This is a genomic window from candidate division WOR-3 bacterium (genome assembly GCA_016867815.1).
In the GTDB taxonomy this organism is placed as follows: domain Bacteria; phylum Hydrothermota; class Tepidihabitantia; order Tepidihabitantales; family Tepidihabitantaceae; genus UBA2258.
Genome location: VGIR01000061.1, coordinates 1 through 18044, shown reverse-complemented (window position 1 = coordinate 18044; position 18044 = coordinate 1). Strand labels below are relative to the sequence as shown.

General features: G+C 60.9%; 17 protein-coding genes. 14 read left to right on the top strand and 3 right to left on the bottom strand.

The features are described 5' to 3' along the window. The 7 genes from FJY68_09810 to FJY68_09780 form a co-directional block, all read left to right on the top strand. Positions 1-833 (top strand): 4Fe-4S ferredoxin (locus FJY68_09810; GenBank protein ID MBM3332123.1); only part of this gene is annotated, 833 nt, incomplete at its 5' end. After that, positions 830-1180, top strand: a complete 351-nt coding sequence (locus FJY68_09805; GenBank protein MBM3332122.1) for a four helix bundle protein — start codon at positions 830-832, stop codon at positions 1178-1180. The genes FJY68_09810 and FJY68_09805, both read left to right, overlap by 4 nt. Positions 1181-1298: 118 nt before the next feature. Continuing rightward, entirely contained in the window at positions 1299-2135 is an 837-nt protein-coding gene (locus FJY68_09800) for a heterodisulfide reductase subunit F (GenBank protein MBM3332121.1), read from the top strand. Between the two features lie 67 nt (positions 2136-2202). Then, a complete protein-coding gene (locus FJY68_09795) occupies positions 2203-2571 on the top strand; it encodes a four helix bundle protein (protein MBM3332120.1) in 369 nt (122 codons plus the stop codon). Positions 2572-2847: 276 nt separating this feature from the next. Then, positions 2848-4068: an ATP-binding protein gene (locus FJY68_09790; GenBank protein ID MBM3332119.1), complete on the top strand. Its 1221-nt coding sequence runs from the start codon at positions 2848-2850 to the stop codon at positions 4066-4068. 590 nt (positions 4069-4658) lie between these two features. Then, a complete protein-coding gene (locus FJY68_09785) occupies positions 4659-5777 on the top strand; it encodes a hypothetical protein (protein MBM3332118.1) in 1119 nt (372 codons plus the stop codon). Next, positions 5774-7939: a hypothetical protein gene (locus FJY68_09780; GenBank protein ID MBM3332117.1), complete on the top strand. Its 2166-nt coding sequence runs from the start codon at positions 5774-5776 to the stop codon at positions 7937-7939. Before FJY68_09785 ends, FJY68_09780 begins: the two co-directional genes overlap by 4 nt. 721 nt (positions 7940-8660) lie before the next feature. On the opposite strand, the gene FJY68_09775 is transcribed toward FJY68_09780, so the two are convergent. Next, positions 8661-9581, bottom strand: a complete 921-nt coding sequence (locus FJY68_09775) for a GNAT family N-acetyltransferase (GenBank protein ID MBM3332116.1) — start codon at positions 9579-9581, stop codon at positions 8661-8663. 36 nt (positions 9582-9617) lie between these two features. Here FJY68_09775 and FJY68_09770 point away from each other — a divergent pair, with 36 nt between their 5' ends. The 4 genes from FJY68_09770 (at position 9618) to FJY68_09755 (ending at position 13226) form a co-directional block, all read left to right on the top strand. Continuing rightward, complete coding sequence (locus tag FJY68_09770) at positions 9618-11777, top strand: hypothetical protein (protein ID MBM3332115.1); 2160 nt, start codon at positions 9618-9620, stop codon at positions 11775-11777. Positions 11778-11792: 15 nt separating this feature from the next. Further along, complete coding sequence (locus tag FJY68_09765) at positions 11793-12206, top strand: hypothetical protein (protein MBM3332114.1); 414 nt, start codon at positions 11793-11795, stop codon at positions 12204-12206. 25 nt (positions 12207-12231) lie between these two features. Continuing rightward, positions 12232-12609: a four helix bundle protein gene (locus FJY68_09760; GenBank protein ID MBM3332113.1), complete on the top strand. Its 378-nt coding sequence runs from the start codon at positions 12232-12234 to the stop codon at positions 12607-12609. Positions 12610-12722: 113 nt separating this feature from the next. Then, positions 12723-13226 carry an NYN domain-containing protein gene (locus tag FJY68_09755; GenBank protein MBM3332112.1) on the top strand — a complete coding sequence of 168 codons (504 nt, stop codon included), beginning with the start codon at positions 12723-12725 and terminating at the stop codon, positions 13224-13226. 379 nt (positions 13227-13605) lie between these two features. Here FJY68_09755 and FJY68_09750 read toward each other — a convergent pair whose 3' ends face one another. Continuing rightward, entirely contained in the window at positions 13606-13908 is a 303-nt protein-coding gene (locus FJY68_09750; GenBank protein MBM3332111.1) for a hypothetical protein, read from the bottom strand. A gap of 249 nt (positions 13909-14157) precedes the next feature. Here FJY68_09750 and FJY68_09745 point away from each other — a divergent pair, with 249 nt between their 5' ends. Further along, a complete protein-coding gene (locus FJY68_09745) occupies positions 14158-14340 on the top strand; it encodes a hypothetical protein (protein ID MBM3332110.1) in 183 nt (60 codons plus the stop codon). Between the two features lie 500 nt (positions 14341-14840). Further along, positions 14841-16181: a hypothetical protein gene (locus FJY68_09740; GenBank protein MBM3332109.1), complete on the top strand. Its 1341-nt coding sequence runs from the start codon at positions 14841-14843 to the stop codon at positions 16179-16181. 111 nt (positions 16182-16292) lie between these two features. Here the strand turns inward: FJY68_09740 and FJY68_09735 are convergent, their stop codons facing one another. Further along, complete coding sequence (locus FJY68_09735) at positions 16293-16997, bottom strand: helix-turn-helix transcriptional regulator (protein MBM3332108.1); 705 nt, start codon at positions 16995-16997, stop codon at positions 16293-16295. A gap of 885 nt (positions 16998-17882) precedes the next feature. On the opposite strand from FJY68_09735, the gene FJY68_09730 reads away from it, so the two are divergent. Beyond that, positions 17883-18044: ATP-binding cassette domain-containing protein (locus FJY68_09730; protein MBM3332107.1), on the top strand; the 162-nt coding region annotated here is incomplete at its 3' end.

Here is an 18044-nt window from a genome sequence, read left to right as displayed (position 1 = left end):
AGGTAGAGGAGACCGCGACCCCGGAGGCGCAGGTTGTCCTTGGCGTCCGGCCCTGCGATGCCGCGGGCATTGCCGTGCTCGACAAGTTCTTCTCCGGCCAGGGGGAGACCGACACCTACTACCGGCGACGCCGCGAGAAGACGACGCTGGTTGGCCTGCCATGTTCGACTCCCGACGAGACCTGTTTCTGCACTGCGGTCGGCGGTGCGCCGGCCGGAACGCGCGGGCTCGACCTTCTGCTTACCGACCTGGGCGGGAGTTACGTTGCCGAGCCGCTGACCGAAAGAGGCGAGGCGGTCGTAAAGGAACTGCCGGAGGCCACAGCTGCCGAGCTGACGAAGAAGAAGGAAACCAGTGACAAGGCTACGGCCGCCATAACGCAGCGCATCGACACGGCCCGGCTCAAGGAGTTGCTGGATTCGGGCAACAGCCACCCGGTGTGGGGAGACCTGAGCCTCGCCTGCGTCAATTGCGGTGCCTGCACTTTTGTCTGTCCTACATGTCACTGCTTCGACATTGTGGATGAAACGCGCAAAGGCAGGGGAGCGCGACTCCGGGTCTGGGATACATGCCAGTTCTGTCTCTATTCGCAGCATGCTTCCGGCCACAACCCGCGTCAGACCGCTGTTTCCCGGTTCCGGAACCGGGCAATGGACAAGTTCAAGTACACCGTGGACATGATTGGCGAAGTGTCGTGCGTCGGCTGCGGCCGTTGTATACGCGAATGTCCGGCAGGGATTGATATACGAGAGACGGTCGATGTGCTCCTGAAGCAACTCTCAAAGTCTGACGCAATGCAGACTGCAGAGTGCAAAATGCAAAAGGCAAAATGAGGGACATCGGAGAGCGTCTACTGGACTTCGCCACCAACTGCCTGAGACTGAGCACCAAGCTGGGCCGCACTGCCGCTGGACGATACATCGGCGGTCAACTCATGCGCTCAAGCGCGTCATCTGGAGCCAACTATTTTGAGGCATGCGGTGCAGAGAGCCGCGCAGACTTCGCCCACAAGCTGCAAATCGTTCTGAAGGAAGTCAGGGAAACCGAGTACTGGTTGAGGCTGGCTGGTCGTGCCGGCCTGTTGTCCGCGGAAGACGCGAAACCGTCCGTTACCGAGGTTGACGAACTCGCGCGTATCATAGCCAAGTCCGTCCTGACGGTGAAGTCGAGGTCCAAGTGAACCGCCGTTTTGCCTTGCCTATCTTGCCTTTTGCCTTTTGCATTGCCTCCTCACGCGGTTTCCGGACTGTCGGTTTTGCCTTGCCTGTTTTTGCTTTTGCCTTTTACATTGCATCCTCATGAACCCATATCTCCCTGTTCCCGTCAAGGTCGAGCGCATCACCATTGAGAACGACGCTCGTGACCTCAAGACCTTCGACCTCTCATTCTCTGATCCCGAGGCGCGCAAGGCATTCACCTTCACTCCCGGTCAGTTCGGGTTCCTGTCTATCATGGGTGTGGGAGAAGCGCCCTTCGGCATCGCCTCCGCCCCGTCTGAGGAGCTTGTCAAGTATACGGTCAAGGGCGTCGGTACTTTCACGACGGCGCTGCATGAACTCGAGCCGGGCGCGGTTATCGGCATGCGCGGGCCCTGGGGCAACTCCTACCCGTTTGACCTGATGAAGGGGAAGGACGTCGTCATCGTCTCCGGCGGCTTCTCCTTCACGACTCTACGTTCGTCAATCGTTCACCTGCTCGACCCTGCCCGCCGGTCTCAGTTCGGCAAGATCACCGTGGTCTACGGTGCCCGCTCTGCCGGCGAGCTGCTCTACAAGGACGAAATCAAGGCATGGGAGGCAAGCCCGGACCTGAGTCTGCATCTCTGTGTGGACCGGCTTGCAGGCGCATCCTGGCCCAAGACCGAAGGCCTGGTGCCGAACGTGCTCGAACAGGTCGCGCCGTCAGCAACCAATGCCGTGGCGCTAGTCTGCGGTCCGCCGGTCATGATTCGCTTCACGCACCCGGTGCTGGAGAAGCTCGGGTTCAAACCGGACGACGTCTTCCTCTCGCTTGAGAACCGGATGAAGTGCGGCATCGGCAAGTGCGGCCACTGCAACATCGGTCCCAAGTACGTCTGCAAAGACGGTCCGGTGTTCTCCTACGCGGACCTCAAGAAGCTACCGGCCGAGTACTAGCCTCCTCGCCGGGACAAGGTCCCGGCGGAATGGTGAAGAGTGAATTGTGAATAGTGAAAAGGGCCAATTGAGAACAGGTCATCCGAGAGATATCTCCGAGCGGACGTTTGAGTTCGCGAAGAGAGTGGTTGCTCTGTGCCGTACTGAGAAAGGGATGGACGTCGCGGCGCGGGTGATCTTCGGCCAACTGGTCCGTGCGGGTACGTCAGTCGGAGCCAATGTCGAAGAGGCCCAGGCAAGCCACAGCCGGGCGGATTTCGCCAACAAATGTTCGATCGCGTGCAAGGAAGCTCGCGAGACGCGCTACTGGATGCGCCTGCTGGCAGCTTCCGGAATTGTCTCAGCTTCGTCTTTGGCGGACTTGTTGTCCGAATGCGATGAACTTGTCGCCATCCTGACTACTATCGTGAAGAAGGCGAAGCAGCCGGTTCCCTAGTCTCGGTCATGTCCCCTTTCACTCTTCTTCATTCACTATTCACCATTCTCTCAACGGGTCTTCACCCTTCACCATTCTCAGTTCACTATTCCCGACCCGGGCTAGCCTGCTGCCAGAAACGCTCCCCGCTCAGCATTCCCAAGATGATGTAGGTCGGCCCGTCCGCGACCGCGCGCTACGGGTCAACGCCCTGGCGTCACCGGTCTTCCTGTCTGGGGGGGGAAGAGGCGGGGGCCGATTGACAGGTGGCAAATTGCCACTATACTCTAGGCTAATGTGACAGGATACGTCCCCCGCGAAATAGCGCCAAGGCTGGCGCGTGCCCGGCGCCAATTGCCGGTGGTGGTGCTCTCCGGGCTGCGGCAGTCAGGCAAGAGTACGTTGCTTCAGAACGAGGCGGTCCTGATTCGCGGCTACGCCTACCGCACGCTGGACGACTTCGCCACGCTGGCCGCGGCCCGCTCGAATCCTGAGTCGCTCCTGGCCGAGCCGGCCATCTTGGATGAGGTGCAGCGTTGCCCGGAACTCCTTGTGGCGCTCAAGAAGAACGTTGACGAGCACCGGCGGCCCGGCCGGTTCATTCTGTCCGGGTCGGCCAACCTGGCGTTGCTTGGACACGTTTCCGAGACCCTGGCCGGCCGCGCTGCGTACTTCACCCTGCACCCGATGACCCAGCGGGAGATCCGCGGGGAGACTGGCGACCGGCCGTTTCTTGCGGACTTCCTGGCTTCACCGGAAGCGCCCCACGGCCGGGCCCGGTCCGTCACCGATGGTGAAGTCCTGACCGGCGGCCTGCCACCCGCAGCCTTGAGCCCGGCCGGAGAGGTTGCCGAGTGGTTCCGCGGCTACGTGCAGACCTACGTCGAGCGCGACGTGCGGCAATTGTCGCAGGTTGGGGACCTGGTGGCCTTCCGCAATCTGGCGCAACTGGCTGCTCTGCGGACCGGACAGATGCTGGTGATGAGTTCTCTCGGCCGCGACGCCCGGCTCAATGCCGCTACCGTATCACGGTACCTGGGTCTGCTGGAGGCGTCGTTCCTTGTCCGGCGCTTGCCGGCCTTCCGCCGGAACCGCAGTTCCCGTCTTGTGAAGTCACCGAAGCTGCATTTCACCGACAGCGGACTGGCCGCGCACCTGGCCGGCGCAACGGCGTTGGACCCGGGCCGTGATGACCTGTTGCGTGGAGCGCTGTTTGAGGCCTATGTGGCCCAGAATGTGGCCGCGCTGCTTGAGGTCCACCTGCCCGACGCTCAACTGAGCTACTGGCACGAACACGGCCGGCACGAGGTTGACCTCGTTGTCGAACACAACCGCGAAGTCGTCGCGATTGAGGTCAAGGCGGCTACGAGGTGGAACGAGAAAGATCTGTCAGGCCTGAGGGCGTTCCTCGACCGGACTCCGGACTGCCGTGCAGCAGTACTGGCCTACAACGGCAACGAGGCCGTCAAACTGGACGAACGGCTTTGGGCGATTCCGATGGGGCATCTGCTTGCCTGAAGAGAATACCGCCAGATAGCCTCTCTTCGCCGCCGTCGTCCTCTTGACTTGGGTTGAATTCGGAGGCACAATGCGACGTGGCAGAACATACCGACCCAGTGTCCGGCGGCAGCCTCATGCGCCAGAATCTTAGGCGTGTAAATGGGAAGTGTCCCTCATTTCCCTTCATTTCCCTCATTTCCCCTCGACGACCTCGGATGGTGCTTCGCGGCACCAGTAACGGGGAAGGTGAAATCCGTGCTTGACATGCCGGCAGGGGGCTGCTATATTGACCCATAGATGTGGAGTCGGCGCCAGCGAAAACCCCTGACAATCAGCTACTTAGCTTGCGTCCGCAAGATGACCGCGTGTGTAGTTACAGGGAGGTAAACTGATGAAGCTCGTGGAGAGAAGTGAGTTGAGGGCCCGTCGGCATCAGCCCTGGGGGTTGCTGGATCATCCCCGTCGCGACCACCGTGACCCCGCTGGTCTTGAAGGACATGACCGCGTCGCGCAGGACGATCGGGAAGACCAGCTAGCACTGAAGAGATTTCGCGTACATCTGCGGCGAGCGCTAGCCTAGCACAAGCTGCTGGCGGCGAGCGCGAGCCTTGCCCGAACTGACAACTGAGTTCTTCGCGTCACAGACGGCGGAGATATTCGACCACGCCTGCTCCGAGGTCGGAGTGCGTATCACATTCGTTGTCGGCAATGAACTTCAGCCGATGCGTTCGATACGGCGATTCTCCACCGTAGTTCGTTTGATGAAGGAGGGGCTGGCTGCTAAGAAGGACGCCGCAGGTTTGGCGAGGTTGGAGGCCGAACAGGAGAGCCCATCGGGGCAGGATCGCATTCGCTGGAAGTTCCACGAACACGCAAGGTTCGTTTCCGCCAACGGTCAACCCGTTAAGACGTATTTCTACATTGTCGAACTGGCGCGCAATGATGCCATCGATGCCGTTATCACCACAAACTATGACCTCTGGCTCGATTCGCTCATGATGGATGGTCGGTTTCCAGCTCGTGGAGTGCTAAACCCACAAGCCGATTTGGGGCTCGCGGACCGCTCGGATGGATACTACGCCATAGAGAGTCGCGCTCGGGTGCCGAAGATCTGGAAGGTACATGGCTCGCTGAGCCATGTCAGCTTCAGGAAGTGCCACTGCTTGTTCCGGTTGCCACGTTTCATCGTAGGTAGAGCTGACGAGGGTTTCGTGACATTCGGGAGATTCAGTCACCGACACTATATCGAGCGTCGGGGAGGACAATCACCTCGAGCCGAATGCATTGCGGGAGACTGTGGCGAGTATGTTCACCACCTGGATACGAACTACGAAGGCAGTGTGAGAGATACATTCGGGCCGGAGATCACGGCTGCGTGTTCGCACATCGCCAATTGCTCTGACAGGACCTGCATCATCTTGGTTGGTTTTAGAGGCAGCGAGGTGGAGGAGTTGAACAAACCGCTGATAGATCGAGTCCGCAGGCGGCTACCTGTCTTGGCGATTTTTTCCTCCGATCAGGCCCGGGACAGCAAGCTTCTTGCCGCGCTGCGTGGAGAGGAGTCTTTTGTGTGGAGTGTTGGTTCTGTGACAAGCATCTTCAACGCAGCTGCGTCTCGATCCTCATTCGTCGAACGGTGGCGGGAGCGGATCGAGGCAGACTACTTCGACAGAGGTCTCATTGCCTACGATGGTTCTGACGTTCTTGACTGGGGCGTGGGTTCATGACGGGCCCAGTGATTGACCGACGCTGCTTCCGGCTGGTGCTGCTCGAAACCATTCACGGTATGGAGTGGCAGGTGGGGCAAGCTGTGCGCAATGCTCTGCACCGTGAACTAGGCAAGAGGCCGTGGGTCTACTTCGTGCTAGGTCAGTATGACCTGGCGGTGCTCTTTGAATCTGCGGATCTGACCACACCGACGCTTGCTCGTATGGGAGCAATCAGAGGAATCACAAGTAGCCTCGAGATACCTTGCTTTAGGTGGATTGCCGATGGCAGCAGTCGAACACGGAAACCGCTCAAGATGGGTGCCACCCTTGCGTTGGTGTTCCTGAAGTTGAGACCTCAACTGCTTATGCGGTCTGGCCACGCACTCGAATCAGCTCTTGCTGGCGTTCTCCCGGGCACGAGGAAGATGGACGTCCTTGGCACATGTGGTTGGCCGGAGTGTGCGGTGATAATCTCGCCACCAAGCGCGGAATTCGCTGCTCTGGGCCAAGACATAATGTGGCTCAATTCCTTGCCTGTGCAACTCCCCGGAGGTACGTCTCAGCTGCTCCACCACAAGTCTCTCTCCATTTTCGGCGTCCACCTCGGAGAGGCGCCGGAGAGTTTCCCCGCAGTCTGTTCTCGCTCCAGAATCGGCACCGACAGGGCGTTTCCAATGGTGGACGTCTACTGCAAACCTGAACGAGCTCCCGAAGTCCGCGAGCGCGCAAATGCCATGTTCGCTACCGTCGTGCGCAGTGTCGCAGGAAGAAACGACCTGCACTTTGAGGTCACCGCGGGTACCTGGGGAGCGTTCCTGCGGTCTCTGGTTCGGTTCCGTCGCCAGTCTTCTGACGCCATATTCGACACGACGGTGACAGTCACATGGCCCAATACTGATCACCATGCTGCCCCACGTCGAGAGAAGCATAAGCAGTCTCCCGCACGGGCCTTCACGACCGTTTCGCAGCAGGCAGCGCGCAGAATGGTGACCACGCTGGAGCCGTATGGCCACAGAGTGCTGCGCGCGATCTATGACTACAACAGCCTCATCCAGGATGAGCTCACAAGGGACTCTTTTGCCGACATGCGGGCGTTTGTGCCACTGCTAAAGAGCGTCGCGAATGCGCGCTCGGAGGACGACGCCCTCGTGCTTCCGGACATGTTGGAGGCATTCCTATGGGGTGGAGGGCAGCGAGCGTACGGTGCCCATGTCGGCATTGAGGAGGCGAGACGAGGCCTGTCGTCATATCGCAGCGGTGTCCAGCGACTCCTTCAGGCGATAGAGTACCTACCTGCCCGGCTGCTCCGCAACATGGGGATGACTTGGCGTGGCTTCGTGACTGTGGGAAAGGTTGAGTACTTTCAGCACACGAGTGAGATTCTAAACATCGCCTACGAGGACATGGCCGATCCGGTCAGGTGGTGGGGGCTCTTTCACGAGATTGGGCACGTGGTCAACAACACTAGGCCCAGCTTTCTGTCGGATGAATCCATCATGCGTACGTTGCGCCAACTCGGAGTGCAACCGGACGCTGAGACATTCGCTGAGCTTGTGTCAAATGTCGCCGCAGACATCTTTGACCTGAGGTACGGTTTTGCGCAAGACTGGGCTCTCTATTCGCATACCGTTTGGAGGTATCTGTCAGAATGTCGACGACGTTCTTGGAACAAGCCTGACATAGAGAAGCATGCATTGCGTACCGCGTTCGTCGCGCTGTACAGAGCCATGTACCTGACGGGTTCCAAGCCCGGGACTAACAGGCTGTTCAGTGGGCAGGCCGGGGCTGTAGTAGATCAGGTCATCGGTTTGGTGCGCGACAACCTCAGTCTCTCATCATCAGAATGTCGCCGTCTGTCTGCGTACATACTTCGAGCGTATCAGCAGTTGTTCCCGCTGCTGCCTTACCTGCACGTAGAGTTCACTGGCTTGGACCGTGCGCTTGGAGAGAGGAGTCCCCTCATCCAGGCCAACAAAGAGAAGGCAGCCCAAGTCGTGGCATCACTTCGAAGCGGCCAGCCGTGGGCTGGGGTCATAGATAATCCAGAGCTTGTGGTCTACTCTCTTCTGAAGCTCGATGCACCGCTGCGCTTCGATGTGAAGATCGCCACGGTGCTTTCGTTCTGGCACAGCTTGGTCATGGAATTCCCCTCGATGACTTCGTTTCACACCGTCAAGTAGTCTGCGGACATAGGCTCGCGCACCGGCTGCTCGCTGTCGTTATCTAGTTCCCCAAGCTGCCTGCTTGGTGCCGACGCCACGGACAGCAATCTGCCTTCGGTTCGGCGCGAATGACGTGCGGGCGCTGGCGCCGGGGGTGTACTTCATCAGAGAGGGGCTAGGGACTAGGGGCGAGGGGCTAGGGAAGACGCGGAAGGTTGTCATAGCGCGTTAGGCTGGAATCGGCGCCGGCAGTAGGAGAAAACGTGGGCAGCCCCACCGAGCGCCAGGTGCGCGGTACAGGTCCCATTTTCCGCGCAGGATCCCGCAGGATGGCCCACGGGCGTTTTTCTGCGCAGTTGGGACCAGGTCGAATCCTCTAAGTAACTGACAATTAGTTCGTTAGACGTGAGATTTGTCGCCTAAGTGGTCGGGGCGGGTGTCGCCTTGGGAACCGTTCCGGGAACGGTTCGGGAGGTGGTTCGGAAGGCGACATTCAGGGCCAACTGCGCTGCGGTTTTGGGGCTGGTTTTCGGGGCGACAGCTGCTGCGGTTCTGCCCGTGATTCCGGCGGAGACTCGAAAGCCGATTCCGAAAGCCTCTCGCCTCGTGATTGGCGAGGCGATTCTCGCTGCGGCATGGAAAGTGACCCGCGAGGGGACTCGCAGCGCGGCTTCGACCGCGGTCTGGAACGTGGTTCCGAGCGCGATTTGGACCGCGGCTTGCGTCGCGGTCCGTGAGGCTAGAACTGGTCTACCGGAGACTGGAAGAGGCGGGGGCCGAAGACCGACGGGAATGAGGCGCGGGTCAGCGGTTTGACCATCAGGCTCGCGTACGTCTCGTACCGGAAGCGCGCGCCACGCTCCTTGTAGATTGCCCCGAGAATCGGGTCACGGACGTAGTAGTGGACCAAGCCACCACGCGTCGCGGCGATGATGCGGTTGAGCAGGCGGACGTATGCGGTTCGGTTACGGCAGATGAATTCCTCGATGTATCGCCCGAACCGGTCCGGATTGGTGAAGGCGTAGCCGTCGCGGTCGATGAATACGTAGTCGGTCTTCATCTTCCACTGCTTGAGGCGGGAGAGAACCCAGCCGTGCGGCCTTACCACGAAGCCGTACTCGCCGGCCGTGGCTTCGGCAAAGAGCCTCTCGGCGACTGCCAGGTCGGCGATGCGGGTGCGATTGCGCTCGGGGCGCTTGCGCGTCGGCGGGAGGATGAGCAGGGCACGGGGAGCACGCGTGCCGGACATGAGTATCTCTTTGTATCCGAGTTCGCAGTAGAGAGAACGGGCCACGAGAGAGCGGCTGGTGTAGAGGAAGGAGAACCGGCGCCCTTCTTTGCAGTAGCGGTCGTGGACGAAGTCGAAGAGGCGGCGGCAGAGGCCCTGGCGGGCAAAGGCCGGGTGGGTCGCGACGTGGTGGATGCCGAGCGCAGACTCGGTCTTGCCGGAGCGGGTGCGGACCTTGAGTTCAGCGACGCCGATGAACGACGCGAGTGTCTTACCGCGGTACACACCGAAGCCGAACTCGTGCTTGCGGCGTTCGTCGTGGCGCTGGAGCAGGTCGGGATGCTCGGGCACCGAGATCTCGCCGAAGCAGGCTTCCATCAACTCTAAGAAGTCGCGCGGGTCTCGGAGCTCATCGTAACTCACGATTCTCATCCACACAGACTACCGCGATGGCCGGGCGATTGTCAAATGGGGCAGACCTACCCCAAACCCGATATTGAAAGCCACGAAGACACGAAACAGGATGAAACGGAGCATCGTTCCTTCGCACTCACCAGTTTCGTGACCTTCGTGCTTTCGTGGCTCAATGTCGGCTCTGGAACCTACTGTTCGGTTGACTGGCGCAGACTCGGTGGTATGATTCTACCCCAATGCAGAGGCGCTGTTCCGCCGCAAGCCCCGATGGTCAAGCTTAGCCAGTTCGTACGCTCCGACCTGGCCTGCGACGTACCCAGAGCGTCTAGCCAAGCCGAGGTGTTTGGGCTGGTTGCGGCCCGACTGGCGGAGAAGGGCGTCATTCAGGACCGGGCTGAGCTGGTCCGTGAACTGGTGCGGCGCGAGACACAGGGCTCGACCGGGGTGGGGCATGGCGTTGCCCTGCCGCACGCCATGCTGGCCGACGCCACCCAGGTTTCGGTGGCGGTTGTCCGGCTCGGAACCGCCCTCGACTGGGAGGCGATCGACCACGAGCCGGTGAAGCTGCTCGTAGTCATCGTTGCGCCGTCCGGCCAGCGGGACGAGTACCTGCCGGTGCTGGCCGAAATCGCCCGCTCGCTCAATCAGCCGGAGGTCCGCGAGGCCGCTCTCAAGGCGAAGGATGCGCGGCACGCGACACAGGCTATCGTCCATCCTCCGCACGAGAGCCTGTTCATGCGCAACCGGCGGCTGGTGTTCTTCATCTGTGCCGTGGCCCTGATCTACACAACCGCGCATCTGCTGCTGCCGCGCATCCGGCTGCCCGCTGACGGCATCTACGCCGCTCCCGAATACGCCAAGTTCAATGAACCACACTGGCTGTTCAATCAGGAACTGACGATTACGCTCTTTCTGGCGATGGTGATTGGCTCGCTGCTCTTCTGGCGCTACCACGTAGCCATCGCCGCCGTGAGCCTCGGAACGCTGCTGATTGCCGGGGTAATGGACCTGGAGACGACCGTCAGGTTCATGTCCATGCCGACGATTCTCTTCATCATGTCGATGATGGTGGTCGTGCGCTGGCTGCAGAACATCGGGGTGTTTCGTTTCGTCGTGGCCAAGGCGATTGAGCGCGTGCGCGGGGTGCCCTGGCTGCTGCTGCTGACGTTGATGGCGTTCTCGGTTCTGCTGGGCGGACTTGCCGACGAGGTGTCGGCGATTCTGGTTACGTTTGGGCTGGCACAAGAGGTGGCGAAGCGCACGAAGACGCCGCTGATTCCGTACCTGCTGAGCCTGGTTTTTGCCACCAATGTCGGCAGCGCCATCACCCTCGTCGGTAACCCCATCGGCGTGTACATTGCGTTTGCCGGCGGCCTGAGCTTCGAGGATTTCCTGCGCTGGGCCACGCCGGTGTCGGCGATAGCAGCGGTCATCACGGCCGGCATCTGCCTGCTCCTGTACCGCAAGCAGTTCTTCGGCAAGCGCTACGACCTCGACCTGCGCGTCCTCGAGCGGTCGACCGAGAACATGGACTTCGCGCGCCTGCGCACCGGCATCATCACCTTCTTCATCACCGTCGTGCTCATCGCGCTCCACCGCCGGCTCGAGATCATGCTGCACCTTCACGAAGGAACCGTACTGGTGGCGATTGCCCTGATGGTTGTCGGCTTCATCGTCTTCTCCGAGCAAGACAAGGGCAGGCTCCTGATCGAGCGGGGGATTGACTGGTGGACGCTGGTCTTCCTGATGTGCCTTTTTGCCAACGCCGCCTGCCTGGAGTACACTGGTGTGGCTGCCAAGACGGGACACGTCATCCTGGGTCTTGCACAGCAACTGGCCGGGGCAGGGGCCGCGCCCTCGGCTGTGACCGGCGCGGCGGCGGTACTCGTGCTCTGGCTCAGCGGGCTGTCGTCGGGATTCGCCGACAACCTGCCGGTGGTGGCGGCGCTGGTCCCGGTGGTCAAAGACCTGGTTCGCAGCGGTTTGCCGCACGCCTCGGTACTCTGGTGGGCGCTCCTGTTCGGCGGTTGTTTCGGCGGGAACCTGACGGCAATCGGCTCGACCGCCAACCTGGTTGCGGTCGGCGTCTATGAGAAGGCGGCAGGCAAGTCGGTCGGCTTCTGGCAGTGGCTCAAGTACGGCGCGATTATCATGGGGGCGTCGCTGGCAGTAGCCACGGCGGCGCTGCTTCTGCAGGTGAAGTTGGCCCCCTAGACGGAGTCTTGAGGAATGTTCAAGAAGATACTGTACATCGTCAGCGAATCACAGGAAGAGAAACACCTGGTGATGGACATCGCCCGCAGCGGCGAAAGCATGGTTCTCCTGAGCGCGCTGTTTGCCATTGGCTGCGACCCGACCGTCCGCACCGAAGGCCGGACCCGCGGGCGGGTGGTGCGTGAGGACCGCGAGCGCAAATGCTGGCACGACCTGTATCGGCTGGAAGAAGAGTTCAAAACCGCCGGCATCAAGTCATCGGTGATGGCCCGCGAGGGCGGGGTTGACGACATCCATGCGTTTGCCCACAACACCGGCAGCGACCTCATCGTGCTGAGCGCCGCGAGTCTGGCCGCCTCAAACTTCCGGCTGCCCGAAGAATTCCTCGCCGGCTTGCCCTGTCCTATCCTCATCCTGCCCTCCGCGTAGGAAAATAGAGAAGAGAGAAGGTAGATTGGAGAAGGGTGGAACGGACGCGAGGCGGGACCTGAGGGAGAGGACGTTTGAGTTTGCGGTGCGCGTGACGAAGCTCTGCCGCGCCCTGAAGCCTGTGGACCTCGCATCCCGCGTGATTGCCCGGCAATTCCTGCGGGCTGGTACGTCGATCGGCGCCAACTACGAGGAGGCCCAGGCCAGTCACAGCCGGGCCGATTCCGCCTGCAAGTGCGGCATCGCGCTGAAGGAAGCACGCGAGGCACACTACTGGCTGCGTTTGCTCGCAGCGACCGACACCGTTGCGGGGTCCCGGCTGACGGACATCCTGGCCGAGTGCAATGAACTCATCGCCGTCCTGACGACAATCGTGAGAAAGGTCAAACAGCCGGCGGCTTGAGGAAAGAGAGAAGGGAGAATGGTTAAGAGTGAAAGAGGGTCACGGAGGCACATGGACAAGCTGCCTCGGTCTTCTCTCTTCACTCTTCACCCTTCTCTCTTCACGACGCGGCCATGAGTCCCCGCGTCGTGATTGATGGGTACAATCTGATTCACGCGATGCCGGAACTGGCCCGGCTGGTCGGAACCGACCTCGAACGGGCGAGAGACGCACTGGTCGCGAAGCTCGCGGTCTACCGTTCAGGGCGAGGCGTGCGGGTCACGGTCGTCTTCGACGGCCGCGGCGCCGGTGTGCAGCAGACGCGGCCGCCGGGCGGCATCGAAGTCGTCTTCTCCCGCGCGCCGCAGACCGCGGACGCGAAGATAAAGACGATGCTGTCGCTGGAGAAGAGCCCGAAGTCGTGGACCGTGGTCACGTCCGACAATTCCATCGTCCTCTTTGCCCGCGACTTTGGAGCGAAGAACATCCCTTCCGCCGAGTTCGCGGCCAGGCTCGGGCCCACAATTCCCAAACTCGGCCCCAATCGGCCCGCACAGAAGGACACACCGATGTCCGCGGCCGAGGTCGCGGAGTGGGAAGAGTTCTTCCGCAGGGGCCGGCAGGACAAGCGCAGCTAGCCGCAAGCCACAAGTCTCAAGCCGCACGCAGGGCAGGGCGCAAGCTCAAGCGCAACCCGGCCGCCGTCCGTCCGTGCAGCTTCAGCATCGTTTCGACCAGACAGATCATCTTGTCATGCCGCGCCTTGGGCCGGCATCGAATCGGGTGACTGGCAGTCCGCCCTCGGCTTACGGCTCACGGCTTACCGCTCCAAACGGCTTCGCGAACGTTGGCTCGGCCGACTCGTACAACGTCTATCGTTCTCCCGGCGACGCACTGTCCGACAGGGGCCACTGCGGCCAACAAACGATGTACGAACCAACGATGAACGACCCTCGCCGTGTCAATGATCACTTACTGTCCCTCGAATTCCCCCGACCCGCAAAGAAGCACCTGCCACTACTCGGACGTTAGCAGCTCGTCGGAGATGATTTCCAGAAGTTCGTCTCGGGTGATCATCTGACCGTAGCGGGCGGCCAGGAAACCGATTGTCGGGAGCCAGTCCTCGCTGGCGACCAACTCGCGGTCCTCGGCCGAGCCGTACCGGACGGCGAAGAGGATCCGGGCCGCCAGGCAGACGTCGACGGGCTTCCTGACCCGGCTGGCCAGGGCAAGGTAATGTCGGCGGTCGCGGAGCACCGGCAGGGGCTCGGCGGCGCCGGCGGAGCGCTCAGCGAGACCGTTATCGGCTGACTTGGTCAACGGATGAGATTCTAGTTCTAGAGCGGGCGCGATCAATCATCGGTGACCCGGTGACTGGTATCCGCGAGCGGTAGTCCGTCAGCAGTCGCGGACGTTTGCCCGGTGCCCTTGACACGCTTCAGAACAAGAAAATGGGAAGTGTCCCTGTTTTCTCCATTTGCGCAACTGGCCGCGACCGACGTAGGATGGGCCGCCGGGATGAGGCAAGAATGGCTGGCGTCGCACCCGCCTGAGTCCGCAGGAGTGCGCGTGCGAGAGACTCACTGGCAGCGTCTGCTCAAGAGCGCAGCCATCGACACCGGACTTGGTGGCAGGTCGTCGCCGACGATGTTTGGCGGGCACTTTGTCCGTCTTGATGCTCCTGCCGCAGGCCGCGTGCCGCGCCACCCGAACCACAAGTCTGAGCGGCAATCAGACAAACCGAAGCTCTGAGAGCGAGAGATAGGATGAAGAAAAAGGGCAGCACCTGCAATCCCGGCCAGGAAGAACAGGCTCAGAGTTGGACTCTGTGCTGCCCAGAAGATTGTAGCCGGGATGCAGTAGCAATCAAGCACGGGATGGCAAGACGAGGAGGAGTTAGTAGGCAGCAGAGAGCAGTTAGAAAGGGAGATTGACATGCACCAAGTGAGATGGAATGGTAGCCAGCAGCCCGGCACTCACCGGCTGGGCTGGAATCAGGACCGCGGAGGTCGAAAGCTCGCCGCCGGGGCCTACTTCGTGCTGCTTGAAATAGGCGCGGAGCAGGCTAGGCTCAAGGCAGTGGTTAGATAGACCCGATATTCGGAGGGGCGGGAGTCCCGCCCCTCCGAGATAGGAATGCTGTGAAGAAAACACTACTCCTGCTCGTTCCTCTGGCGCTCTTCGCGCAAGTGCGAGTGGATACCGTCATTAGGCTTCCTCATTATCCCGATCCTGCTCCCTACGGCTCAATCTTGAGAACGGCAGTTTACCTTCCGGAACTCAACAAGCTCTACGTCGCCAGCGACCCCGACCGCTACTATGTCGTTGATTGTTCAACGTATCAAGTGATGGACTCACTTTCAGCCAATATGTACAGCGGAGCCGACTACGCCTGGAACTGGCGCCGGCAGAAGCTCTATGTCCTCAATCGGGGCGTGATGAGTAGCACTTTGGTCATCGACGCCGCAGCCGACACGATCATTCGCTGGCTGCACGTCTGCTTCAACATGCCCTCGCAGGTCTACTTGAGCGACGTGGACTGTCTGTACAAGGCGGCGGTGGAGACCCTTTATGCGTTTGACGGCGCCACCGACTCGGTCGTGAGCCGGGTGACGCTCGGCGGACTAAGCACGAACGCGTCCTGGGACTCGGCCGGCCAAAAGCTCTACGTTGGGCAGGGGGGCGACAAGAAGCTCTATGTCTACGACTACATCGCCGACTCGGTCCTGAAGGTGATTGACGTAAGGGGCGTGAGCGCGATGCAGCCCGACGCTCTTCTGTTCGAGAACACCTGCCACAAGGCCTACTTGGCGCCTTTCCAGGGGGAGCCTGGACCTGCGAATGTGGGTATTGTTGATACGGAGCGCGACACAATGGTCGGTGTGCTGCCCGTGCGAATCTGGCGAGGGCTACGTTCCTCGGTAGCCGTCGACGAGCGGGACCACAAGGTTTATCTCGCCGACATCGACCCCGATTACGGACCGGACACGCTATGGGTGGTAGACTGCGCCACTGACTCGGTTCTGAGGAAGATCGAGTACGATCAACACGGAGGGGGTACGTGGCTCATGCGCTGGGTGCCATGGAGCAACCGCCTCTATTTCGTCCTGGGGACGGGAGAGGATTCCAGCTACATCAGAGTTCTCGACTGCAAGGCCGACTCGTTCATAGGGACTCGGGTGTTGCCTAGCAGTTGGCCCATTCAGGATATTCAACTCGACCCGATCCGCCAGCGCATATTCGTCGTCGGCGTGGATACCAATAACATCTACGTCCTGCGCGATACCGGCTACGGGGTCGCAGAATCCAAGCCGTCGGGACCGCTTCCTTCGGGGCTACAGGTTCAGATGAAGCCGGGTCGTTTCGACATCCGGTATTCACTTGTCTCGCCCTGTCGAGTCGACCTCTCATCCTACGACCTGATGGGCCGGGAGGTCAGGCGGCTTGTCGCCGAGCAGCAGCCAGCCGGCGAGCATCGCGTGCTCTGGAATTGCCGAGACAAGAACGGAATCTCGGTCCCCCGCGGCGTCTACTTCATCCGTCTCGACACGCCGGGATTCCGGTCGGTGAAGAAGGCGGTGGTGGCGAGATAGGTGAGGTCGAGGTTGAGGTAGAGACCCGAACCAGAACGAAGTCGGAAGGTGCGGGCGCAAGCCCGCCCCTTTGCATCCGTCAGACGTTGCGGGCTGTGCGGGGAGCTCCGGCTAGGTCCGGGTTGTTCTTTCGTCTGCCAGCGCCGTGACGCGCTCGCGCACTGCGGCCCGCAAGGGAGACGAACCGATTCCTGCTTCTGTCGCCCAGCTTTCGAGTTCCTCCAGCTTGGGTTTGAGCTTGTGCTCGTCCTTGTTGCGACTCAGCAGCCGATACAGCTTCCTCGCGTAGACCCGCAGGTAGGCGGCCTCAGGCGATAGGGACCGCAAATGCGCGGCGGAGATCTCAGCTTCAACCAGCCGATTGAGTTGCCGCTGCGCTTCCTGCGCCCGAGCGTAGGCTCTGGCGTGAGCGACGCGCGAGCGTACCGACTCAGGTCTTCGCCTTGCCTTCGTGACGGCGTGGTCGTAGTTCTCGACCGCCTTTGCCGTGCGCCACGACAGCTTCCTGGTCAGGCTCCGTACCCGCTTGTATCCGCGCTGTTCTATCACCGTAGGCTGCAGGGTGTAGGCATTCAGCAGGTCTGCGAGGTCGGAGAACGAGGCCCGGCATGCCCGCAGATAGTCAGCCACAAAGCCGAACGACGGGTAGGGAACGTGGCCGTTCTCGAAGCGGCTGATGAGAAAGGCATTGCCCTTGCCTTGTCTCCCCATCAGCACGGCCAGTTCCTGTTGGGTCATGCCTTCGCGCAGCCGTAACTCACGCAACCTCGCACCCATCTTGCTCGTGACTTTGAACGTCTCTTTTGACCGTTTCATACGTGTGCTGCCTTTGTCCGCATTATACAGGTCTGTATAGTGCGGGTCAATGGCGCGAATGGGGGATAAGAGGCGGAGCTGGAAGAGGTTCAGGTTGCTCTGAGGGTCGCATAGGGGGTCGCTCCGGGGACGGCTCGGGAGGCGGTCTGCGCTGTGGTTCCCAAGGGCGTTCTCGGGGAGATTGGCTGAGTGACAATCCGGGTGATTTGGACTGCCGTCTGCAGGGCGATTATGAGGGCTATTCAGAACGCCACGTCCGGTGCTACCCTGGCTGCGATTTCCGACGCTACCTGCGGCGGCACTCTCAGGGCGACTCTCGGCGCAACTCGCAGGATAACCTGCAGGGTAATCTGGACAGCGATTTGCGGTGTCGCCTGCAGGGCGACTTGCGGAGGTGCGGGGCGAGTAGCGATTACCTACCGGCCATTAGTGAGTCGGGAGTAGAGGACTGCGCAGTCTGGTCGGGATTATCCGTGTTCATCTGCGCTGGCCTCAGCGGCCCCTGTCCGACAGTGCATCCGTGGTTACTCGGCTGCCATTCCGCATTCTGGTCTCTGATCTCTGGTTTGCACTAATCCGGGATACGCGCCGTCTGTCTGATCTGCGGACTCTGTGGATGGCCTGCGGATGGGCTTGAGGAAAAACTGAGACAGCTTCAAGGAGCGAGGCTTGGGACAGGATTCGATTTCAGCAGTGCGAAAACGGGGACAGTCCCCCGGAGCAGCTCATCGAATTCGCTGCGGTACAGTTCCCGTCTTCCGGCCATGTCCCGCGCCGGGAATCTGCGTTCATCGGCGTGCATCTGCGGTTTGTGGTTCCTCCGGCGGCGTTCACTGGCCACCGATTGTGCTTCCCTAGCGCGGGAATCTGTCTATAATACGGCCTGTGGAATTCGCCTGCAGCGTCAAAGACCTGACCCGCAACTACGGGGGTCTGAGGGCGCTCGCGGGCATCTCGTTCGACATCAAGCCGGGTGAGGTGTTCGGCCTTATCGGGCCGAACGGATCAGGCAAGACCACGACACTCCGTATCGTCTCGACCCTGCTC